Consider the following 21,023-nt stretch of genomic DNA (forward strand, 5'->3'; position numbering starts at 1 on the left):
ATTCGGATGTACGTGATCCGGCTCGGCGACGGCACGCTGCGCGTGCCCACGTCACTCACCACCGACGACGGGCGCCTCATCGGCAACGCGTACGTGGAGGTCGCGCCCGGCGAGCCTGACTACGACCGCTGGCTGGCTGAGTCGATCACCGAGGAGGAGGACGCCGAACGGCGGCGCCGCTGGCGTGAGGGCGACGACGCCCTGGAGCAGGCGTTCCTGGCCTTCAAGGCGGAGCAGGACTGACGTACCCGGCAAGGGAGCAGGACAGGCCGGGACGCAGACTCGACGTGGGGCTGACTCCGGTGACCCTGCGGCGTCCGGGTAGCGCGCAGGATCACCCGGTGCTGGTACTGCGTCAGACTCGCGGGGAGTCGCCGTTCGGCCGTTCGGCCGTGAGGACGTCCTCACCACGAAGGAGGGCGTGCACTTCCGATTCACGGAATCGCCTGTGCCCCCCGGGGGTACGGATGCTGCTGATGCGCCCGGCCGCGGCCCAACGGGTCACGGTCTTCGGGTCGACCCTGAAGAGAGCGGCAACCTCTCCAGGAGTCAGCAGTCGCTCGCTGCTACTCTCCACAATCTCTCCCCCTCGCGTCCCGCGTCCTGCAGCGGGCGGACAGGTAACCAGTGTGCCGAGCGAAGCCTGATTTATCCGTGGTTTTCGCAGAAGATCACGGGTTGTTACCGGCTCAGTGCCCGATTGTTATATGATAGAGCCTCTTTGGGGCGCTCATGGGTGTTTCTTTACAAAAGCGCCTTGTTGTGAACACTAGCAGTGCCCGCAGCAGATGCGAAGAGAGACCGGCGCGTCGGGAGAGTGACGTAACCTCGACGCTGTGCATCCGGTTGTCGTTTACACCCTTTCGCGCCTCGGCCTGTTCGCCGTGGCCCTCGGCGTCCTGTATCTCGTCGGCCTGCGGTCGTTCCCGCTGCTCCTGCTCGCGGTCCTGGTCAGCGGTCTGGCCAGCTACGTGCTGCTGACCAAACAGCGCGACGCGGTGAGCGAGCGCATCGCCGGGAAACGGCGTGAGGCGGGGAAGAACTAGGTCGTCGGGAACATGCCGACGCGGGCATGGTACTCATGCCCGAGCTCCGTCGTGTCGCTTCCCACCAAAAGACCTGTCTTTACGGTCAGGAAGGCCTTTACCCCGATTCCCCTTTCCCGCGTCGGGTTCCAGCGCAGTGCCCTGCCTGTGACCGGGTCGATCGCCCCGATGCCGGGCCGGCGGGCCGCTCCGGGACCGGCCGTGTCGGCGCCCCGCGGGTTGTCCAGCCAGCGCTGGTGTCCGCCCACGTAAACGGCGGACCCCGTGACCGCGACCGCGTACAGGGAGTCCCCTCCGGTCAGGTTCACCCAGGTCGGACGGACCGCCTCGCCCTTCGCGTACGTCTCGAACCTGGCGGCGGAGTCGCACAGCTTGGACGTGCGCGGCGCCGGCCCGCCGGTCGTGACGACCACGAAGTAACGGCCGTCGGGGGACAGGTCGAGCCCCCGCACGTACGACGGGAAGTCCGGCTTGCACGCCGGGGCGTACGCCTCGGTGCGCCAGTCGGCCACCCGCCCGGTCGTCAGGTCGATCACGCCGAGCTGCGGGCGGCGCAGGCCGTCGAGCGTGGTGAACGAGCCGTCCACGACTAAGCGGTCGCGGACGGCCGCCATCGCGTAGATCCGGGGATCGCCGCGCCGCCCGTCCCCCGGCGTGACGGTGAACCGGGGGTCCACCGCGCCGGTCTCGGCGTCCACGCGGGCCAGTGCGGTGCGCGGGCTGCGGCCGATCCTGCTGAAGTCGCCGCCGACGTAGAGTGCGCCGCCCAGCCGGACCAGGCTGGTGACGTCCCCGCCGTAGACGGGGGCGGAGAAACCGTCGACGGGAGCGCCGTCGGACACGCGGAGGCGGGCCAGGCCCCGATAGGGAGCGCCGAACGCGCCGCCCACGTAGACCGTGTCGCCGGGACCGGCGGCCAGCGCGGCCACCGGCCCGTCGAGGTCCGGCGCGAAGTCGCGCAGGACGCGCCCGGTGTAGAGGTCGAAGGCGAAGACGTTCGCCCGCGGCAGGTCCTCCCCGCCCCGGGCCTCGCGGACCGCGCTGAACTCACCGCCCACGACGACGGTGCGGCCGACCAGCGCGAACGCGGTGACGATGCCGTCCAGCACGTGCGGAGTGGTGTTCACCGGGTTCTCCGAGACCACGCGGGGCTGCGCCGTCCCGGCGGACGCCGGGACGGCGGGGATGACGGCGGCGCATGTGACGAGCGATGCGACTGGGAGCAGTGCGGTGGTGACGCGCATTCCCCAATTTCTAGCAGACGCAGCGTAATCGATGAACTACGTTCCGCTCATCCGGTGGCGGCGATGAGGGGGCACGCCCGTCGCGGCCTAGGCTTGCGTGCATGACGCGCGCATCGCTGGACAAGCAGCCGCACGAGGTCGCCGCGATGTTCGATCGCACGGCCCGGCGCTACGACCTGGTCAACGACGTCCTCTCGCTCGGCCAGGACCGCCTGTGGCGGAAGGCCACCGCGGCGGCGATCGACGCGGGGCCCGGCGAGCTGGTCCTCGACCTCGCCGCGGGCACCGGCACCTCGACCGACGCGTTCACCGCGCTCGGGGCGCGGGCGATCGCGTGCGACTTCTCGCTCGGCATGCTCCGCACCGGCGTCGAGCGGCGCGGCGGCTCCGGCCTGTACGGCGGGGGCGTGCGCGGGGTGACGTTCGTCGCGGGCGACGCGCTGCGCCTGCCGTTCCGCGACGACACGTTCGACGCGGTGACGATCTCCTTCGGTCTGCGCAACGTGGCCGACACCGGGCAGGCGCTGCGCGAGTTGCTGCGGGTGACCCGTCCGGGCGGGAGGCTGGTGATCTGCGAGTTCTCCCGGCCGACGCCGAAGTCGTTCGACCTCGTCTACTCGCAGTATCTGATGAAGCTGCTGCCGCCGGTGGCCCGGATGGTCAGCTCGAACCCCGACTCCTACGAGTACCTCGCCGAGTCGATCCGGGCCTGGCCTGACCAGGAGGCGCTGGCGGGGATCATCCAGGAGGCCGGCTGGCGCAAGGTGGCCTGGCGCAACCTCACGCTCGGCATCGTGGCTCTGCACCGGGCGGTCAAAGCGTGATGGGACGTGCTTGGCCATACCCCTCTGACACTGTGCGCCGGATAGGGGTTAGACTGCGGCGCGACAGTTTGTGAAGTTGTTCACAAAGGCACGAAGGTCTAAACCAATTCGAGGCCTTCCTTCCCTGGAACGGATAGGTCCCCCGTGAGCGAGCAAGCCCGCGTGACGCGGAGAGAGGTCGACGCCGACGTCATCGTCGTCGGTGCGGGTCCCGCGGGCGCGACGACGGCCTTCCACCTCGCCCGCGCCGGTCTCGACGTGCTGCTGCTGGAGAAGACGCGCTTCCCACGCGAGAAGGTCTGCGGAGACGGGCTGACCCCGCGTGCGGTGAAGGAACTCGTCGCCATGGGCGTCGACATCGACGCGCCCGGCTGGGTCAGGAACAAGGGCCTGCGCGTCTACGGCGGCGGTGTGCGCCTCGAACTCGACTGGCCCGAGCTGTCGAGCTACCCCGACTTCGGCCTCGTGCGCACTCGCGCCGACTTCGACCAGATCCTCGCCAGGCACGCCGAGCGCGCGGGCGTCCGGCTGCGCGAGGGCGTGAACGTTACAGGCCCGGTGCTCGACGAGCGCAGCGGCCACGTCGTGGGCGTGACGGCCAAGGCGGACGGCGAGGAGGTGTCCTACCGCTCGCGGCTCGTGGTGGCGGCCGACGGCAACTCGACCCGGCTGTCGCTCGCGATGGGCCTGCACAAGCGCGAGGACCGTCCGATGGGCGTGGCGGTGCGCACCTACTACAAGAGCCCCCGGCACGACGACGACTACCTGGAGACGTGGCTCGAGCTGTGGGACGGCGACCGCCTGCTCCCCGGCTACGGCTGGATCTTCCCCGTCGGCGACGGCACCTCCAACGTCGGCCTCGGCCTGCTGAACACCAGCGAGGCGTTCAAGAACATCGACTACCGCGACCTGCTGCGGCGCTGGATGAAGAACACGCCGTCGGAGTGGGGCTTCACCGAAGAGAACATGACGGGCCCGATCAGGGGCGCCGCGTTGCCGATGGGCTTCAACCGGCAGCCGCACTACACCCGCGGGCTGGTTCTCGTGGGCGACGCGGGCGGGTCGATCAACCCGTTCAACGGCGAGGGCATCGCGTACGCCATGGAGACCGGCAGGACCGCGGCCGAAGTGATCGTCCAGGCGCTGTCCCGGCCGACGCCCGCCCAGCGTGAGCGCGTGTTACTCGCCTACCCGCGTATCCTCAAAGACGCCCATGGGGGATACTTCACCCTCGGCCGCCTGTTCGTCGAGGCGATCGGGAGGCCGGGAGTGATGAGCTTCGCCACCCGGCACGGGATGCCCCATCCCACCCTGATGAGATTCGCCTTCAAGCTGCTCGCTAATCTCACAGACCGGCGGGGCGACGTCCCCGACCGCATAATCAACGCCCTGTCGAAGGTGGCTCCGCCATCATGACCGAAGCCAGCATGACGCGAACCCGCATGACCGAAGCCCGCATGACCGAGACGACGCGCACATCGCCGCCGGCCCCGAAGACGGCCGCCCGGCCGGCCGCGCTCTCCGGCATTCTCGTGATCGCCCAAATTCACCGAGTAAGCGAGGACATGTAGCCATGGAGCTGTATGTGCCGATCGTGGTGCTCGCGGTCCTCGCGGCGGGATTCGCCGTGTTCTCCGTGAGCATCGCGCCCTTCACCGGGCCGAAGCGCTGGAACCGCGCGAAACTGGACGCCTACGAGTGCGGCATCGAGCCCACTCCGCAGCCGGTCGGCGGCGGCCGCTTCCCGCTGAAGTACATGATCACCGCGATGCTGTTCATCGTGTTCGACATTGAGATCATCTTCCTCTATCCGTGGGCGGTGGCCTTCGACAAACTCGGCGTGTTCGGGCTCGTCGAGATGGTGCTGTTCATCGTCACCGTTCTCGTGGCGTACGCCTATGTCTGGCGGCGTCGCGGCCTCGATTGGGATTAGCCATGGGTCTTGAAGAGAAACTCCCGAGCGGGTTCGTCCTCACCACCGTCGAGCAGGTGGCCGGCTGGGCCCGGAAGAACTCCGTCTGGCCTGCGACCTTCGGTCTCGCCTGCTGCGCCATCGAGCTGATGGCCACCGGCGGCCCGAAGCACGACCTGGCCCGCTTCGGCATGGAGCGCGCCTCCGCGTCCCCGCGGCAGGCCGACTTGATGATCGTGGCCGGCCGGCTGTCGCAGAAGATGGCGCCCGTCCTCCGCCAGATCTACGACCAGATGGCCGAGCCCAAGTGGGTCATCGCGATGGGCGTGTGCGCCTCCAGCGGCGGCATGTTCAACAACTACGCCATCGTGCAGGGCGTGGACCACGTGGTGCCGGTCGACATCTACCTGCCCGGCTGCCCGCCGCGCCCGGAGATGCTGATCGACGCCATCGTGAAGCTGCACGACAAGATTCAGAACATGAAGTTCGGCGCGCACCGCGAGAAGCAGATCGAAGAGCTGGAGCTCCAGGCGCTGCGCACGCTGCCGCTGATCGACCAGGGGGCCGGGAAGTGACCACCGAGAACCTGCCCGGGCTGCCCGAGGAGCCCGTCGCCCGCAAGGGCATGTTCGGCGCCAAGGACAGCGGCGACACCTCCGGCTACAACCGCCTGGTCGTCCGCCGCCCGCCGAAGCTGTCCAGCAGCCGGCCGTACGGGTCGTACTTCGACGAGGTGGCCGACGCGCTGGAGCCGGCGTTCGCCGACGCCATCGAGCGCGTGGTCGTCGACCGCGGCGAGATCACCTTCCACGTGCGGCGCGAGCGGCTGCCCGAGGTGATGCGGCACCTGCGCGACGACGCCGCGCTGCGGTTCGAGCTTTCGCTCGGGGTCTCGGGAGTCCACTACCCCGAGGAGACCGGCGCGGAGCTGCGCGCCGTCTACCACCTGTGCTCCATCACGCACAACCGGCGCATCCGGGTGGAGGTCTCCGCCCCCGACGCCGACCCGCACATCCCCTCCACGGTTCAGGTCTACCCCACGCACGACTGGCATGAGCGCGAGACGTACGACTTCTTCGGAATCGTCTTCGACGGCCACCCGGCGCTGACCCGGATCGAGATGCCGGACGACTGGGAGGGGCACCCGCAGCGCAAGGACTACCCGCTCGGCGGAATCCCGGTCGAGTACCGCGGCGCCGAGGTCCCCGCGCCGGACCGGAGGAGGTCGTACTCGTGAGCATCCGCGGCGACCTGCACGAGTGGACGAGGGCAGCGAGGAGAGCGTCGTGAGCACCACCGAGACCGAGGGCCGGATCTACGACGTCGCCGGTCAGGACTGGGACGAGCTGGTCAAGACCGTCAGCGAGTCGGCCGACGAGCGCCTGGTCGTCAACATGGGCCCGCAGCACCCGTCGACCCACGGCGTGCTCCGGCTCGTGCTGACCCTCGACGGCGAGACCGTGACCGAGGCCCGCACGGTGATCGGCTACCTGCACACCGGCATCGAGAAGAACATGGAGTTCCGGACGTGGACCCAGGGGGTCACGTTCGTCACCCGCATGGACTACCTCGCGCCGATCTTCAACGAGACCGCCTACTGCATGGGCGTCGAGAAGCTCCTCGGGATCACCGACAGGATCCCGGACCGGGCGCAGGCCATCCGGGTCCTGACGATGGAGCTCACCCGGATCTCCTCGCACCTGGTCGCGATCGCGACGTTCGGCCTGGAGCTGGGCGCGACCACGCCGATGCTGTTCGGCTTCCGCGAGCGCGAGATGGTGCTCGACCTGATGGAGTACATCACCGGCCTGCGGATGAACATGGCGTACGTCCGGCCGGGCGGCGTCAGCGTCGACCTGCCGGCCGGCGCGGTCGACAAGATCGGTGAGTTCCTCAAGGTCATGCCGGGGCGGATCAAGGAGATGCGCAAGCTCCTCGACGCGAACCCGGTCTACACGCGGCGCACCAAGGACGTGGCCTACCTCGACCTGACCGGCTGCATGGCGCTGGGCGTCACCGGGCCGATGCTCCGCGCCGCCGGCCTGCCGTGGGACCTGCGCAAGTCGCAGCCCTACTGCGGCTACGAGACGTACGAGTTCGAGGTGCCGACGCAGAACACCTGCGACGTGTACGGCCGCTACCTCGTCCGCATGGCCGAGATGGAGGAGTCCCTCAAGATCATCGAGCAGGCGCTCGACCGGCTGTCCGGCCCGCTGAAGGGCGGCCCGGTGATGATCGAGGACAAGAAGATCGGCTGGCCGTCGCAGCTCGCGCTCGGCCCCGACGGTCTCGGCAACTCGCCCGACCACATCGCCCACATCATGGGCAGCTCCATGGAGGCCCTGATCCACCACTTCAAGCTGGTGACCGAGGGCTTCCGGGTGCCGGCCGGCCAGGCGTACGCCTCGGTCGAGTCGCCGCGCGGCGAGCTCGGCGCGCACGTGGTCAGCGACGGCGGCACCCGGCCCTACCGGGTCCACTTCCGCGACCCGTCGTTCACGAACCTGCAGGCGGTGCCCGCGACGTGCGAGGGCGGCATGGTCGCCGACGTCATCTCCGCGGTCGCCTCGATCGACCCGGTCATGGGAGGTGTGGACCGATGAGTTACGCGCCCGAGGTCCGCGAGCGTCTGGAGACGGACGCCAAGGAGATCATCGGCCGCTACCCCCGGCCGCGTTCGGCGCTGCTGCCGCTGCTGCACCTCGTGCAGTCGGAGGACGGCTACGTCTCCGACGACGGCCAGGAGTTCTGCGCCGAGATGCTGGGCCTGTCCAAGGCCGAGGTCGTCGGCGTGGCGACCTTCTACACCATGTACAAGCGCAAGCCGGCCGGCGAGTACAACGTCGGCGTCTGCATCAACACGCTGTGCGCGGTCATGGGCGGCGACCAGATCTGGGAAGAGCTCAGCGAGCACGTGGGCGTCGGCCACGACGAGACCACCGCGGACGGCAAGATCACGCTTGAGCGGCTGGAGTGCAACGCCGCCTGCGACTTCGCGCCGGTCATGATGGTCAACTGGGAGTTCTTCGACAACCAGACCCCGGAGTCGGCCAAGCAGCTCGTCGACGACCTGCGCGCCGGCACCGAGGTCTCGCCCACCCGCGGCCCGCGCCGGCTGTGCACGTTCAAGGAGGCGTCCCGGGTCCTCGCCGGGCTGCCCGACGGCCAGGCCGGTGACGGCCCGTCGGCCGCCGGCCCGTCGCTGGAGGGCCTGAAGGTCGCCAAGGCCAACGGCTGGGAGGCCCCCAAGGCCGAGGGGAGCGAGCAGAAGTGACTACCCTTACGCCTGTTCTCACCAGGAACTGGGACCAGGCAGACTCGTTCACCCTCGACGGGTACGGCGAGTACGCGGCCGCGAAGAAGGCGCTGGGCATGGACCCCGACGCCGTCATCCAGGCGGTGAAGGACTCCGGCCTGCGCGGCCGTGGCGGTGCGGGCTTCCCGACCGGCATGAAGTGGGGCTTCATCCCACAGGGTGACGGCAAGGCCCACTACCTCGTGGTCAACGCCGACGAGTCGGAGCCGGGGACCTGCAAGGACATCCCGCTCATGATGGCCAACCCGCACGCGCTGGTCGAGGGCGTGATCATCGCGTCCTACGCCATCCGGGCCAACCACGCGTTCATCTACATCCGCGGCGAGGTGCTCCACGTCATCCGCCGAGTGCAGGCCGCGGTCCGGGAGGCGTACGAGAAGGGCTACCTCGGGGCGGACATTTTCGGCTCGGGCTACGACCTGGAACTCGTCGTGCACAGCGGCGCCGGGGCGTACATCTGCGGCGAGGAGACCGCGCTGCTCGACTCGCTGGAGGGCTACCGCGGCCAGCCCCGGCTCAAGCCGCCGTTCCCGGCGGTCGCCGGTCTGTACGCCTCCCCGACGGTGGTCAACAACGTCGAGTCGATCGCGAGCGTGCCGAGCATCATCGCCAACGGCGCCGACTGGTTCGCCGGGATGGGCACCGAGAAGTCCAAGGGCTTCGGCATCTTCTCCCTGTCGGGCCACGTGACCCGGCCGGGCCAGTACGAGGCCCCGCTGGGCATCACGCTGCGCGAGCTGCTCGACATGGCGGGCGGCATCCGCGAGGGCCACGAGCTGAAGTTCTGGACGCCGGGAGGCTCCTCGACGCCGATCTTCACGGCCGAGCACCTCGACGTGCCGCTCGACTTCGAGTCGGTCGGAGCCAAGGGCTCGATGCTGGGCACCCGCGCCCTGCAGATCTTCGACGAGACGACCTGCGTGGTGCGGGCCGTCCTGCGCTGGACCGAGTTCTACGCGCACGAGTCCTGCGGCAAGTGCACGCCCTGCCGTGAGGGCACCTACTGGCTCAAGCAGGTGCTCAAGCGGCTGGAGAAGGGCCAGGGCGCCGAGGAGGACCTGGCCACGATCACCGACATCGCCGACAACATCCTCGGCCGCTCGTTCTGCGCACTCGGCGACGGCGCGACGAGCCCGATCCACTCGTCGGTGAAGCAGTTCCGCGACGAATACCTCAAGCACTTCGAGATCGGCGGCTGCCCGTTCGATCCCGCCGCTTCCACGGTGTGGGGGTCCAAGTGACAGTTCAGACGACGCAGCCGGAGCAGCCGGTCGTGGACATGGTCACCCTGACCATCGACGGCTTCCAGATCAGCGTCCCCAAGGGGACGCTGATCATCCGGGCCGCGGAGCTGCTGGGGATCCAGATCCCCCGGTTCTGCGACCACCCGCTGCTCTCGCCGGCGGCCAACTGCCGCCAGTGCCTGGTCGACATCCCCGACGCGGGCAACGGCCGCGGCTTCCCCAAGCCGCAGCCGTCCTGTGCGATCGAGGTCGCCGACGGCATGGTGGTCAAGACGCAGCTCACCTCGCCGGTGGCCGAGAAGGCCCAGCGCGGCGTGATGGAGATGCTGCTGCTGAACCACCCGCTCGACTGCCCGGTCTGCGACAAGGGCGGCGAGTGCCCCCTGCAGAACCAGGCCATGTCGAACGGCCAGGGCGAGAGCCGGTTCGTCGAGCAGAAGCGCACGTTCGAAAAGCCCGTCCCGCTGTCGAGCGAGGTGCTGCTCGACCGCGAGCGCTGCATCCAGTGCGCGCGCTGCATCCGCTTCTCCGAGCAGATCGCGGGTGACCCGCTCATCGACTTCTTCGAGCGCGGGGCCAAGGAGCAGGTGGGCGTCGCCGACGGCGAGCCGTTCCAGTCCTACTTCTCGGGCAACACCATCCAGATCTGCCCGGTGGGCGCGCTGACCGGCGCGGCCTACCGGTTCCGCTCCCGCCCGTTCGACCTGGTCTCCACGCCGAGCGCGTGCGAGCACTGCGCGTCGGGCTGCTCGCTGCGCACCGACCACCGCCGCGGCAAGGTCACGCGCCGCCTGGCCGGGGACGACCCGCAGGTCAACGAGGAGTGGAACTGCGACAAGGGCCGCTGGGCCTTCACCTACGCCACCGCGCCCGACCGCCTGCGGTCGCCGCTGGTCCGTGACGAGAGCGGCAAGCTCGTCCCGACCTCCTGGCCGGACGCGCTGGCCGTCGCCGCCGAGGGCCTGCTGCAGGCCAGGGGCAAGGCCGGCGTGCTGGTCGGCGGGCGGCTCACGGTCGAGGACGCCTACGCCTACAGCAAGTTCGCCAGGATCGCCCTCGGCACCAACGACATCGACTTCCGGGCCCGCCCGCACTCCGAGGAGGAGACGCGGTTCCTCGTCCACGCCGTGGCCGGCAAGGGCATCGAGGTCTCCTACGCCGACCTGGAGACGGCCCCGGCCGTGCTCCTGGCCGGGTTCGAGCCCGAGGAGGAGTCGCCGATCGTCTTCCTGCGCCTGCGCAAGGCGGCGCGCAAGCGGGGCCTGAAGGTCTACTCGCTCGCGCCGTTCGCCACGCCGGGCCTGGCCAAGATGCAGGGCACGCTGATCCGCACGCTGCCCGGCGCCGAGGCCGAGGCGCTCGGCGACCTCGTCGGCGGCGACCTGCTGCCCGCGGGCGCGATCATCCTCGCCGGCGAGCGGCTCGCCAGCGCCCCCGGCGCCCTGTCCGCGCTCGTACGGCTCACGCAGGCCACGGGCGCCAGGCTCGCCTGGGTGCCGCGCCGGGCCGGTGAGCGCGGCGCGCTGGAGGCGGGCGCCCTGCCGGGCCTGCTGCCGATCGGCCGCCCGGCCGACGACGAGACCGCCCGCGCGGAGGTCGCCAGGGTGTGGGGCGTCGCCTCGCTGCCCGAGGCGCCCGGCCGCGACACGGCCGGCATCATCGAGGCCGCGTTGAACGACGAGGTCGACGCGCTGGTCGTGGCGGGTGTGGACCCCTACGACCTGCCCGACCCCGCAAGGGCCCTGGCGGCGCTGGAGAACACGCCGTTCATCGTCAGCCTGGAGATCCGCGCCAGCGCGGTCACCGACCGGGCCGACGTGGTCCTGCCGGTCGCCGCGGTGGCCGAGAAGTCCGGGACGTTCGTCGACTGGGAGGGCAGGGGCCGCTCGTTCGGCGTGGCCACGGCCGTCCCCGGCCTGATGAGCGACCTGCGCGCCATCGCCTCGATCGCCGACCAGATGGACGTCCACCTCGGCCTGCCCGAGCCCGCCGCCGCCCGGCGCGAGATGGCCGCGCTCGGCGCCTGGAAGGGCACCCGCCCGGCCGCGCCCGCGGTCACCGGCCGCCCGGTGAGGGAGCCGCAGGCGGGCGAGGCCGTGCTGGCGACCTGGCACCTGCTGCTCGACGACGGCCGGCTGCAGGACGGCGAGCCCTACCTGGCGGGGACCGCCCGCACGGCGGCGGCGCTGCTGTCGGAGGCCACCGCCGCGGAGATCGGCGCGGTCGACGGCGGCAAGATCACCATCGGCGACGACGTGGTCGTGCCGGTGCGCGTCGCGGACCTGCCCGACCGGGTCGTGTGGGTGCCGTCCAACTCCGCCGGCCTGTCGGTCACGCGCGACCTGCGCGCGGTCGCCGGAGACGTCGTAACGATCGGGAGCGTCTCGTGAACAACCCCGGACCCACGCTGAGCGACTTCGGCCACGATCCCCTGTGGATCAGCATCATCAAGGCCGTCGCGATCTTCGTGTTCCTGATGCTGGGCGTGCTGATGGGCGTGTGGACCGAGCGCAAGCTCATCTCGCGCATGCAGCACCGCTACGGCCCCAACCGGGCGGGCAAGTTCGGCCTGCTGCAGTCGGTGGCCGACGGCCTGAAGATGGGCCTCAAGGAAGACATCATGCCCCGCACCGTGGACAAGGTGATCTACTTCCTGGCCCCGGTCATCATCGCCGTCCCGGCCTTCCTGGCCTTCTCCGTCGTGCCGTTCGGGCCGATGGTGTGGATGTTCGGCCACAAGACGCCGCTGCAGCTCACCGACCTGCCGGTCGCGGTCCTGCTGGTCCTGGCCACCGCCTCGATCGGTGTCTACGGCGTCGTGCTCGCCGGGTGGGGCTCCCGCTCGCCGTACGCCGTGCTGGGCGGCCTGCGCTCGGCCGCCCAGGTCGTGTCGTACGAGATCGCGATGGGCCTGTCGTTCGTCGCGGTGTTCCTCCAGGCGGGCACGCTGTCCACCTCGGAGATCGTGGCGAAGCAGGCGAGCGGCGGCACCTGGGACATCCTCGGGCTGTCCATCCCGGCGCCGTCCTGGTACGTGGTCTCGCTGATCCCGTCCTTCCTGATCTACGCGATCACGATGCTGGGCGAGACGAACCGCGTGCCCTTCGACCTCCCCGAGGGCGAGGGCGAGCTGGTCGGCGGCTTCCACACCGAGTACTCCTCCTCGCTGAAGTTCGCGATGTTCATGCTCGCCGAGTACGTGAACGTCTTCACGGTCTCGGCGATGGCGATCACGCTGTTCTTCGGCGGCTGGCGGGCCCCGTGGCCGATCTCCCTGTGGGACGGCGCGAACTCCGGCTGGTGGCCGATGCTGTGGTTCTTCATCAAGCTGGTCATCGCGTTCGGCTTCTTCGTCTGGGTCCGCGCCTCGCTGCCGCGTGTCCGGTACGACCAGCTGATGGCCTTCGGCTGGAAGGTACTGATCCCGGTCAACCTGGCCTGGATCCTGCTGGCCGCCACGTTCAAGGCGCTGCGCATGCCCGAGGCCGACCGGGCGATCATTCTGACCATCGGCGCGGTCGTCATCATCGGCGCCTTCGCGATCTGGCTGCGGTTCGACACGGTCAACCAGCGTCGCAGGGAGGCCAAGGCGGCCGCGATCGAGGAGGAGTTCGAGCAGCTGCGCGAGGAGCCCGCCGCGGGCGGGTTCCCGGTGCCGCCGCTCGACGCCCCGCACTACCACGGAGTCGTGCCCGCCGCGCGTCTCAATTCCGACGCCGCCAAGGAGGTGACCAGTGGGAGCAACTGATTGGCTGAACCCGATCAAGGGATTCGGCGTCACCTTCCACCACATGTTCAAAAAGCCGGTGACCGTCAACTATCCCGAGGAGAAGCGGCCCACCGCGCCGCGCTTCCACGGGAGGCACCAGCTGAACCGGTGGCCCGACGGGCTGGAGAAGTGCGTCGGCTGCGAGCTGTGCGCCTGGGCCTGCCCGGCGGACGCCATCTACGTCGAGGGCGGCGACAACACCGACGAGGAGCGTTTCTCGCCGGGTGAGCGGTACGGCCGCGTCTACCAGATCAACTACCTGCGCTGCATCCTCTGCGGGCTGTGCATCGAGGCGTGTCCCACCCGGGCGCTCACGATGACCAACGAGTACGAGCTCGCCGACTCCAGCCGCGAGTCGTTGATCTACACCAAGGAGATGCTCCTCGCGCCGCTCGGACCGGGCATGGAGCAGCCGCCCCACCCGATGCGCCTCGGCGAGACCGAAGAGGACTACTACCGGTTGGGTCGAAGCAATGGGTGAGTCCATCACGTTCTGGGTGCTCGCGATCGTCTCGGTGATCGCCGCGCTCGGACTCGTCTTCAGCCGCAGGGCCGTCTACTCGGCCCTGATGCTCGGCGTGGTCATGCTCTCGCTGGCGGTGCTGTACGCGGTCCAGGACGCTCCGTTCCTGGCGGCGGTGCAGATCATCGTCTACACCGGCGCGGTCATGATGCTGTTCCTGTTCGTGCTCATGCTCGTGGGCGTGGACTCGTCCGACTCCCTCGTGGAGACGATCAGGGGACAGCGGTTCTGGGCGATCGTGGGCGGGGTCGGTTTCGCCGTCCTGCTCGGCCTCGGCATCGGCAACGCGGTCGTCGGCTCGCCCAAGGGCCTGGCCGCCGCCACGCAGGCGGGCAACGTGCCCTCCCTGGCCCAGCTGATCTTCACGCGCCACGTGTTCGCCTTCGAGGTCACCTCGGCGCTGCTGATCACCGCGGCGCTCGGCGCGATGGTGCTCGCGCACCGGGAGCGCACCGAGGCCAAGCCGACCCAGAAGGACCTGTCCCGGCAGCGCTTCGTCACCTTCGGCAGGACGGGCAAGAACCCGGCGCCGCTGCCCGGCCCCGGCACCTACGCCCGGCACAACGCCATCGACATGCCGGCGCTGCTGCCCGACGGGTCCGTCTCGCCGCTGTCGGTCAACCGGTACATCGCCCGGTACGAGGAGTCCCAGGGCATCCTGTCTCCTGAGGTCGCCCAGGTGCTGGAGCAGGAGGAGGCCGCGCTGCGCGCGAACGGGCACAGCACGCCCACCGTGGCCGAGGAGGCCAGGGACGGCGGCCCCGACACCGAGCCGATGGATGAGGACGGTGTCGTGGCGGTCCCGGTCGTCCGCCCGCGCGGTGAGTCCGTGAGGGAGTCCCTGAGCGAGGAGGACGGCAAGTGACCACGCACTACCTGGTGCTCTCCGCGCTGCTGTTCGCCATCGGCGGCGTCGGCGTGCTCGTACGGCGCAACGCCATCGTGGTGTTCATGTGCGTCGAGCTCATGCTCAACGCCTGCAACCTGGCGTTCGTCACCTTCGCCCGGCAGAACGGCAACCTCGACGGCCAGCTCATCGCGTTCTTCGTGATGATCGTGGCCGCCGCCGAGGTGGTCATCGGCCTGGCCATCATCGTGACGATCTTCCGAACCCGCAGGTCCGCGTCGGTGGACGACGCCAGCCTGCTGAAGTACTAAGAGGTGGCCGTGGAACCCGCTGAGATCATCCAGCACTCCGGCGGAGCGATCGGAGCAGCCTGGCTCATGATCGCTCTGCCCCTGGTGGGAGCGGCGGTCCTCCTGCTTGGCGGCCGGAGGACCGACAAGTTCGGCCACCTGCTGGGCGTGCTCATGGCCGTCGCGTCCTTCGTGGTGGCGGCGCTGTCGTTCGCGCAGCTGCTGGGCTTCGCCCCCGGCGAGCGTCGCCGCGGGATCGAGCTGTACGACTTCATCCCGGGCCTCGCGAAGGTGGGCCTGCTGGTCGACCCGCTGTCGATCTCGTTCTGCCTGCTGATCACGTTCGTGGGCTCGCTGATCCACATCTACTCGATCGGCTACATGGCGCACGACCCGAACAGGCGGCGGTTCTTCGCCTACCTCAACCTGTTCGTCGCGGCGATGCTCCTGCTGGTGCTGGCCGACAACTACGTGGCCCTGTTCGTCGGCTGGGAGGGCGTCGGCCTCGCGTCGTACCTGCTGATCGGGTTCTGGCAGCACAAGCCCTCGGCGGCGACCGCGGCCAAGAAGGCGTTCATCGTCAACCGCGTCGGCGACTTCGGCCTGCTGATCGGCATCTTCACGATCTTCGCGACGTTCCACACGCTGGCCTTCAACGACGTCCTCGCGAACGCCTCGAAGGCGTCCTCGGGCACGCTCACCGCGATCGGCCTGCTGCTGCTGGTCGGTGCCTGCGGTAAGTCGGCGCAGCTCCCGCTGCAGTCCTGGCTCCTCGACGCGATGGAGGGCCCGACCCCGGTCTCGGCCCTCATCCACGCCGCGACCATGGTCACCGCCGGCGTCTACCTGATCGTCCGGTCCGGCCCGATCTTCCAGGGCGCCGAGACCGCGCAGCTCGTGGTGACGATCGTCGGCGTCGCGACGCTGCTCGCCGGTGCGATCATCGGTACCGCCAAGGACGACATCAAGAAGGCGCTGGCCGGTTCGACGATGTCGCAGATCGGCTACATGGTGCTCGCCGCCGGCATCGGCCCGGCGGGCTACGCCTTCGCGATCGCCCACCTGATCACGCACGGCTTCTTCAAGGCCGACATGTTCCTCGGCGCGGGCTCGGTCATGCACGCCATGAACGACGAGGTCGACATGCGCAAGTACGGCGCATTGCGCAAGGTCATGCCGCTCACGTTCGTGACGTTCCTCATCGGCTACCTGGCGATCATCGGGTTCCCGCTGCTGTCCGGCTACTTCACCAAGGACGGCATCATCGAGACCGCGATGGAGCACAACGCCGTCCTCGGCTGGCTGGCCGTGCTCGGCGCGGGCATCACCGGCTTCTACATGTCGCGCCTGGTGTTCATGACGTTCTTCGGCACCAAGCGCTGGGAGCCCACGGCCCACCCGCACGAGTCGCCCGCCGTCATGACCTGGCCGCTGATCATCCTGTCGGTCGGCGCGATCGGGCTGGGCGCGTTCCTGGTGCTGGGCAACCGGTTCATGACCTTCCTCTCGCCGGCCGTCGGCGCGCCTGAGGAGATGCCGTCGTTCCACCCGTTCAGCCTCACCGGTCTGGTCACGCTCGCGCTCGTCGCGGTCGGCGCGGCCTTCGCCTGGGTCAAGTACGGCAGGGCCGAGGTGCCTGCGGTCGCCCCGCGCGGCTCGTTCCTCACCGCCTTCGCCCGTCGTGACCTGTACGGCGACGCCCTGAACGAGGCGCTGTTCATGCGCCCCGGCCAGTGGCTGACCCGCCTGGCCGTGTTCTTCGACAACCGCGGCGTCGACGGCCTGGTGAACGGCCTGGCCGCGGGCATCGGCGGCACGTCCGGGCGCCTGCGCAGGGTCCAGACCGGGTTCGTCCGCTCGTACGCGCTGTCGATATTCCTGGGCGCCGCCATCCTGGCCGGTGCCTGGCTCGTCGTAGGGAACCTGTGATGCCCTGGCTTTCAACCCTGATGGGCGTGTCCGTACTCGGCGCGCTGGGCGTGACCCTTGTCCGCAACGACAAGCTCGCCAAGCAGTTCACCCTCGTGGTGTCGCTGATCGTGCTGGCGCTGACCGTCGCCATGGCGGTCCAGTTCAGCCCGAACGGCGACAAGTTCCAGTTCGCCGAGACGTACGACTGGATCCCCGCGTTCGGCGTCCACTACGGCGTCGCCGTGGACGGCATCGCCCTGGTGCTGATCCTGCTGTCGGTGATCCTCGTGCCGATCGTGGTGCTCGCCTCCTGGCACGACGCCGAGGCCGGCAAGCGCTCGGTCCGGACGTACTTCTCGCTGCTGCTGGTGCTCGAGGCCATGATGATCGGCGTCTTCGCGGCGACCGACGTCTTCCTCTTCTACGTCTTCTTCGAAGCCATGCTGATCCCGATGTACTTCATGATCGGGTCGTACGGCGGGGCGCAGCGGTCGTACGCGGCCGTCAAGTTCCTGCTGTACTCGCTGTTCGGCGGGCTCCTGATGCTGGTGGCGGTGATCGCGCTCTACTCGATCGCCGGCAAGGGCACGTTCATGTTCTCCGACCTGGTCGGGACCATCCAGGACGTGACGACGCAGAAGTGGCTGTTCCTCGGCTTCTTCATCGCCTTCGCGATCAAGGCGCCGCTGTGGCCGTTCCACACGTGGCTGCCCGACGCCGCCGCCCAGGCCCCGGCCGGCGCGGCCGTCCTGCTCGTCGGTGTGCTGGACAAGGTCGGCACGTACGGCATGCTGCGCTTCTGCCTCGAGCTCTTCCCCGACGCCGCGAAGTTCTTCACGCCGCTGGTCATCACGCTGTCGGTGATCGGCATCGTGTACGGCGCGATCGTGGCCATCGGGCAGACCGACATGAAGCGGCTCATCGCGTACACCTCGGTGTCGCACTTCGGCTTCATCGCGATGGGCGTGTTCGCGATGACCACCAGCGCGGGCTCGGGCGCCACGCTCTACATGGTCAACCACGGCTTCTCGACCGGCGCGTTGTTCCTGATCGCGGGCTTCCTCATCTACCGCAGGGGTTCGCACTTCATCGCCGACTACGGCGGCGTGCAGAAGGTGGCCCCGATCCTCGCCGGGACGTTCCTGGTGGCCGGCCTGTCCAGCCTCTCGCTGCCCGGTCTCAGCACGTTCGTCAGCGAGTTCATGGTGCTGACCGGCACCTACCAGCGCTACGTCGTCCCGGCCGTGATCGCCACGGTCGGCGTCATCCTCGCCGCGATCTACATCCTGTGGATGTACCAGCGGACGATGAACGGCCCGACGGCCGAGTCGGTCAAGTCGCTGCCCGACCTCAACGCCAGGGAGAAGTGGGTGGTGGCGCCGCTCGTCGCGCTGCTGCTGGTGTTCGGCCTCTATCCCAAGCCGCTGCTCGACGTGATCAATCCCGCCGTGAAGGACACGCTGTCGAGCGTCTCCGTCACGGACCCGAAGCCGGCCGTACCCGTTGCTCAGGAGGGCCAGTAGTGAACGGCACCATTCAGGCGCCGAGTATCGAGTACGCCCTGCTGGCGCCGATACTCGTCGTCTTCGGCGCGGCGATCGTCGGCGTGCTGGTGGAGGCATTCGCCCCGCGCTACCTGCGCTCGGCGATCCACCTGCCGCTCACGCTGCTGTCGCTGGCCGGCGCGTTCGCGCTGGCCGTCTGGCAGGCGGTCAAGGGCGTGCCCACCAAGCCCGCCGCGATGGGCGCGGTGGCCGTGGACGGCCCGGCCCTGTTCATCTGGGGGACGATCCTCATCCTCGCCTTCGTGAGCGTGCTGCTCATCAAGGACGAGGAGCACTTCGTCGGCTCCGCGGCGGCCGTGCCCGGCTCGGCCGAGGAGGAGCAGTCGCTCGTCGAGCGGGCCGCGCACACCGAGGTCTACCCGCTGCTGCTGTTCGCGGTCGGCGGCATGCTGCTGTTCCCCGCGGCCAACGACCTGCTCGTGGCGTTCGTCGCCCTCGAGGTCATGTCGCTGCCGCTGTACCTGCTGTGCGGCCTGGCCCGGCGCCGCCGCCTGCTGTCGCAGGAGGCCGCGGTCAAGTACTTCCTGCTCGGCGCGTTCTCCTCGGCCTTCTTCCTGTACGGCACGGCCCTGCTGTACGGCTACGCCGGGTCGGTCGACCTCGCGAAGATCAACCAGGCGCTGGGGTCGGTCGGCGGCCAGGACACCCTGCTCTACATCGGCGCGGCCATGCTCGGCGTCGGCCTGCTGTTCAAGATCGGTGCCGCGCCGTTCCAGGCGTGGAAGCCGGACGTCTACCAGGGCTCGCCCACGCCCATCACCGCGCTGATGGCCTCCGGCACCCTGGTCGCGGCCTTCGGCGCGCTGCTGCGGGTGTTCTGGGTCGGCCTCGGCGGTCTCGACTGGGACTGGCGCCCGGTGCTCTACGGTGTGGCGATTCTCACGATGGTGGTCGGCGCGATCCTCGCGATCACGCAGACCGACATCAAGCGGATGCTCGCCTACTCGTCCATCGCGCACGGCGGCTTCCTGCTCATCGGCGTCATCGCCACCGGCACCACCCGGGCGCAGAACACCTCGGCGCTGTCCGGTCTGCTGTTCTACCTGGTGGCGTATGGTTTCACCACGGTCGGCGCGTTCGCCATCGTCACGATGGTGCGCGACGCGGGCGGCGAGGCGTGGCACCTGTCCCGCTGGGCCGGGCTCGGCAAGCGCTCGCCGCTGCTGGCCGGGACGTTCGCGTTCTTCCTGCTGGCCTTCGCCGGCATCCCGCTCACCAGCGGGTTCTTCGGGAAGTACGCGGTCTTCCAGGCGGCCGTCGCCAACGGCGCCACGCCGCTGGTCATCATCGGTGTGGTGGCCTCGGCGATCGCCGCGTTCTTCTACGTCCGTGTGATCGTGCTGATGTTCTTCAGCGACCCGGCCGCCGACGGTCCGTCCGTCGTGCTGCCCTCGCGGGGGACCGCGGCTGTGGTCGGTATCGCGGCATTGGCTACGGTAGTTCTCGGGGTGTACCCCCAGCCCGTGCTGGACCTCGCGCACACGGCTGCACAGTCCCTGTTCGTCCGATAGGAGATCTCCGTATGGCCGCGCCGCCCGTTGTGGACATTCCTCTCGTCGACGAGCGGCTGGCCGACGACCTCGCAGGCGGGCTCGCGGCGGTGGAGAAGCTGCTGCGCTCGTCGGTCGAGAGTGAGGACGCCTTCGTCACCGAGACGTCCAGGCACCTCATCGAGGCGGGCGGCAAGCGGTTCCGGGCGATGCTCGTGCTGCTGGCCGCCCAGTTCGGCAACCCGGACGCCCCGGGCGTCGTGCCCGGGGCCGTCGTCATCGAGCTGACCCACCTGGCCACGCTCTACCACGACGACGTGATGGACGAGGCCCCGGTGCGCCGGGGCTCGCCGTCCGCCAACGCCCGGTGGGACAACACCGTAGCCATCCTCACCGGCGACTACCTGTTCGCCCAGGCGTCGGAGATCCTCGCCGACCTCGGCAGCGAGCTCATCCGGATCCAGGCGCGTACGTTCTCCCGCCTGGTGCGCGGCCAGATCCGCGAGACGATCGGGCCCGCCGAGGGCCGCGACGCGATCGCCCACTACATCAGCGTGCTGGCCGACAAGACCGGCTCCCTCATCGCCACCTCGGGCCGCTTCGGGGCCATGCTCGCCGGCGCTCCCGCCGACGTGGCCGAGCGCCTGACCGACGCCTGCGAGGCGATCGGTGTGGCCTGGCAGCTCGGCGACGACCTCATCGACGTGGCCGCGCCGACGACCGACTCGGGCAAGACCCCCGGCACCGACCTGCGCGAGGGCGTCCACACGCTCCCCGTGCTGTACGCGCTGGCCTCCGACGACCCCGCCGACGCCCGGCTGCGCACCCTGCTGTCGGGGCCCGTGGCCGAGGAGGACGTCGAGGAGGCACTCACGCTGCTGCGGGCCAACCGGGCCATGGAGCTGGCCCGCGAGGAGCTCATCCGCTGGATCGACCGGGCCAAGGAGGCCCTCGCCGGCCTGCCCGACATCCCGGCCCGTACGGCCCTCATCGCCCTGTGCGACTACGTCGTCGAGCGCACCGGCTGACCGCTCCGTAGGGG

The 21,023-nt window shown here is 69.6% G+C and carries 22 protein-coding genes; 20 read left to right on the top strand and 2 right to left on the bottom strand.

Annotated features, from left to right (window positions below; translation table 11 throughout):
• Positions 1-6 precede the first annotated feature (6 nt).
• Complete coding sequence (locus FH610_RS10410) at positions 7-243, top strand: hypothetical protein (protein WP_139574080.1); 237 nt, start codon at positions 7-9, stop codon at positions 241-243.
• A gap of 112 nt (positions 244-355) precedes the next feature.
• On the opposite strand, the gene FH610_RS10415 is transcribed toward FH610_RS10410, so the two are convergent.
• On the bottom strand, positions 356-577 hold the full coding sequence (locus FH610_RS10415; protein ID WP_079315524.1) for a BldC family transcriptional regulator: 222 nt from the start codon (positions 575-577) through the stop codon (positions 356-358).
• A gap of 259 nt (positions 578-836) precedes the next feature.
• On the opposite strand from FH610_RS10415, the gene FH610_RS10420 reads away from it, so the two are divergent.
• The gene (locus FH610_RS10420) at positions 837-1,046 is read left to right on the top strand and encodes a DUF4229 domain-containing protein (RefSeq protein WP_079315523.1); all 210 of its coding nucleotides are present in this window, start codon (positions 837-839) and stop codon (positions 1,044-1,046) included.
• Here FH610_RS10420 and FH610_RS10425 read toward each other — a convergent pair.
• Positions 1,043-2,290 carry a hypothetical protein gene (locus FH610_RS10425; protein ID WP_139574081.1) on the bottom strand — a complete coding sequence of 416 codons (1,248 nt, stop codon included), beginning with the start codon at positions 2,288-2,290 and terminating at the stop codon, positions 1,043-1,045. The genes FH610_RS10420 and FH610_RS10425 overlap by 4 nt on opposite strands.
• Before the next feature lie 101 nt (positions 2,291-2,391).
• On the opposite strand from FH610_RS10425, the gene FH610_RS10430 reads away from it, so the two are divergent.
• The 18 genes from FH610_RS10430 to FH610_RS10510 all read left to right on the top strand — a co-directional run bounded on the left by FH610_RS10430 (position 2,392) and on the right by FH610_RS10510 (position 21,009).
• Entirely contained in the window at positions 2,392-3,114 is a 723-nt protein-coding gene (locus tag FH610_RS10430; RefSeq protein ID WP_139574082.1) for a demethylmenaquinone methyltransferase, read from the top strand.
• Between the two features lie 144 nt (positions 3,115-3,258).
• The gene (locus tag FH610_RS10435) at positions 3,259-4,530 is read left to right on the top strand and encodes a geranylgeranyl reductase family protein (protein WP_139574083.1); all 1,272 of its coding nucleotides are present in this window, start codon (positions 3,259-3,261) and stop codon (positions 4,528-4,530) included.
• Entirely contained in the window at positions 4,527-4,685 is a 159-nt protein-coding gene (locus FH610_RS42800) for a hypothetical protein (RefSeq protein ID WP_161627966.1), read from the top strand. The genes FH610_RS10435 and FH610_RS42800 overlap by 4 nt, the downstream gene beginning before the upstream one ends.
• Positions 4,686-4,687: 2 nt before the next feature.
• The gene (locus FH610_RS10440) at positions 4,688-5,047 is read left to right on the top strand and encodes an NADH-quinone oxidoreductase subunit A (protein ID WP_079315519.1); all 360 of its coding nucleotides are present in this window, start codon (positions 4,688-4,690) and stop codon (positions 5,045-5,047) included.
• Between the two features lie 2 nt (positions 5,048-5,049).
• Positions 5,050-5,601 (top strand): NuoB/complex I 20 kDa subunit family protein, encoded by a 552-nt coding sequence (locus FH610_RS10445; RefSeq protein ID WP_079315518.1) that lies wholly within the window; start codon positions 5,050-5,052, stop codon positions 5,599-5,601.
• Positions 5,598-6,263 (top strand): NADH-quinone oxidoreductase subunit C, encoded by a 666-nt coding sequence (locus FH610_RS10450; RefSeq protein ID WP_139574084.1) that lies wholly within the window; start codon positions 5,598-5,600, stop codon positions 6,261-6,263. Before FH610_RS10445 ends, FH610_RS10450 begins: the two co-directional genes overlap by 4 nt.
• A 49-nt stretch (positions 6,264-6,312) precedes the next feature.
• The gene (locus FH610_RS10455; protein WP_139574085.1) at positions 6,313-7,629 is read left to right on the top strand and encodes an NADH-quinone oxidoreductase subunit D; all 1,317 of its coding nucleotides are present in this window, start codon (positions 6,313-6,315) and stop codon (positions 7,627-7,629) included.
• On the top strand, positions 7,626-8,300 hold the full coding sequence (nuoE, locus tag FH610_RS10460) for an NADH-quinone oxidoreductase subunit NuoE (RefSeq protein ID WP_139574086.1): 675 nt from the start codon (positions 7,626-7,628) through the stop codon (positions 8,298-8,300). Before FH610_RS10455 ends, nuoE begins: the two co-directional genes overlap by 4 nt.
• The gene (gene nuoF, locus FH610_RS10465; RefSeq protein WP_139574087.1) at positions 8,297-9,583 is read left to right on the top strand and encodes an NADH-quinone oxidoreductase subunit NuoF; all 1,287 of its coding nucleotides are present in this window, start codon (positions 8,297-8,299) and stop codon (positions 9,581-9,583) included. Before nuoE ends, nuoF begins: the two co-directional genes overlap by 4 nt.
• Complete coding sequence (locus FH610_RS10470) at positions 9,580-11,976, top strand: NADH-quinone oxidoreductase subunit G (protein ID WP_139574088.1); 2,397 nt, start codon at positions 9,580-9,582, stop codon at positions 11,974-11,976. Before nuoF ends, FH610_RS10470 begins: the two co-directional genes overlap by 4 nt.
• Positions 11,973-13,334 carry an NADH-quinone oxidoreductase subunit NuoH gene (gene nuoH, locus FH610_RS10475; protein WP_139574089.1) on the top strand — a complete coding sequence of 454 codons (1,362 nt, stop codon included), beginning with the start codon at positions 11,973-11,975 and terminating at the stop codon, positions 13,332-13,334. The genes FH610_RS10470 and nuoH overlap by 4 nt, the downstream gene beginning before the upstream one ends.
• The gene (gene nuoI, locus FH610_RS10480) at positions 13,321-13,836 is read left to right on the top strand and encodes an NADH-quinone oxidoreductase subunit NuoI (protein WP_139574090.1); all 516 of its coding nucleotides are present in this window, start codon (positions 13,321-13,323) and stop codon (positions 13,834-13,836) included. The genes nuoH and nuoI overlap by 14 nt, the downstream gene beginning before the upstream one ends.
• A complete protein-coding gene (locus FH610_RS10485) occupies positions 13,829-14,743 on the top strand; it encodes an NADH-quinone oxidoreductase subunit J (protein ID WP_139574091.1) in 915 nt (304 codons plus the stop codon). Before nuoI ends, FH610_RS10485 begins: the two co-directional genes overlap by 8 nt.
• Complete coding sequence (nuoK, locus tag FH610_RS10490; RefSeq protein ID WP_139574092.1) at positions 14,740-15,036, top strand: NADH-quinone oxidoreductase subunit NuoK; 297 nt, start codon at positions 14,740-14,742, stop codon at positions 15,034-15,036. The genes FH610_RS10485 and nuoK overlap by 4 nt, the downstream gene beginning before the upstream one ends.
• A 66-nt stretch (positions 15,037-15,102) precedes the next feature.
• Positions 15,103-16,944: an NADH-quinone oxidoreductase subunit L gene (gene nuoL / locus FH610_RS10495; protein ID WP_139574155.1), complete on the top strand. Its 1,842-nt coding sequence runs from the start codon at positions 15,103-15,105 to the stop codon at positions 16,942-16,944.
• Positions 16,944-18,449, top strand: coding sequence for an NADH-quinone oxidoreductase subunit M (locus FH610_RS10500; protein WP_139574093.1), 1,506 nt, complete (start codon positions 16,944-16,946; stop codon positions 18,447-18,449). The genes nuoL and FH610_RS10500 overlap by 1 nt, the downstream gene beginning before the upstream one ends.
• The gene (nuoN, locus tag FH610_RS10505; RefSeq protein WP_139574094.1) at positions 18,449-20,002 is read left to right on the top strand and encodes an NADH-quinone oxidoreductase subunit NuoN; all 1,554 of its coding nucleotides are present in this window, start codon (positions 18,449-18,451) and stop codon (positions 20,000-20,002) included. Before FH610_RS10500 ends, nuoN begins: the two co-directional genes overlap by 1 nt.
• A gap of 11 nt (positions 20,003-20,013) precedes the next feature.
• A complete protein-coding gene (locus FH610_RS10510) occupies positions 20,014-21,009 on the top strand; it encodes a polyprenyl synthetase family protein (protein WP_139574095.1) in 996 nt (331 codons plus the stop codon).
• Positions 21,010-21,023: the final 14 nt, after the last annotated feature.

This window comes from Microbispora catharanthi (assembly GCF_006334915.2).
Lineage (GTDB): Bacteria > Actinomycetota > Actinomycetes > Streptosporangiales > Streptosporangiaceae > Microbispora > Microbispora catharanthi.

Coding starts and splice junctions, on each gene's coding strand:
- FH610_RS10440 (WP_079315519.1), top strand. CDS start 4,688: ATGGAGCTGTATGTGCCGATCGTGGTGCTCGCGGTCCTCGCGGCGGGA.
- nuoE (WP_139574086.1), top strand. CDS start 7,626: ATGAGTTACGCGCCCGAGGTCCGCGAGCGTCTGGAGACGGACGCCAAG.
- FH610_RS10510 (WP_139574095.1), top strand. CDS start 20,014: ATGGCCGCGCCGCCCGTTGTGGACATTCCTCTCGTCGACGAGCGGCTG.
- FH610_RS10500 (WP_139574093.1), top strand. CDS start 16,944: ATGCCCTGGCTTTCAACCCTGATGGGCGTGTCCGTACTCGGCGCGCTG.
- FH610_RS10430 (WP_139574082.1), top strand. CDS start 2,392: ATGACGCGCGCATCGCTGGACAAGCAGCCGCACGAGGTCGCCGCGATG.
- nuoL (WP_139574155.1), top strand. CDS start 15,103: ATGATCGCTCTGCCCCTGGTGGGAGCGGCGGTCCTCCTGCTTGGCGGC.
- FH610_RS10410 (WP_139574080.1), top strand. CDS start 7: ATGTACGTGATCCGGCTCGGCGACGGCACGCTGCGCGTGCCCACGTCA.
- FH610_RS42800 (WP_161627966.1), top strand. CDS start 4,527: ATGACCGAAGCCAGCATGACGCGAACCCGCATGACCGAAGCCCGCATG.
- FH610_RS10485 (WP_139574091.1), top strand. CDS start 13,829: ATGGGTGAGTCCATCACGTTCTGGGTGCTCGCGATCGTCTCGGTGATC.
- FH610_RS10445 (WP_079315518.1), top strand. CDS start 5,050: ATGGGTCTTGAAGAGAAACTCCCGAGCGGGTTCGTCCTCACCACCGTC.
- FH610_RS10425 (WP_139574081.1), bottom strand. CDS start 2,290: ATGCGCGTCACCACCGCACTGCTCCCAGTCGCATCGCTCGTCACATGC.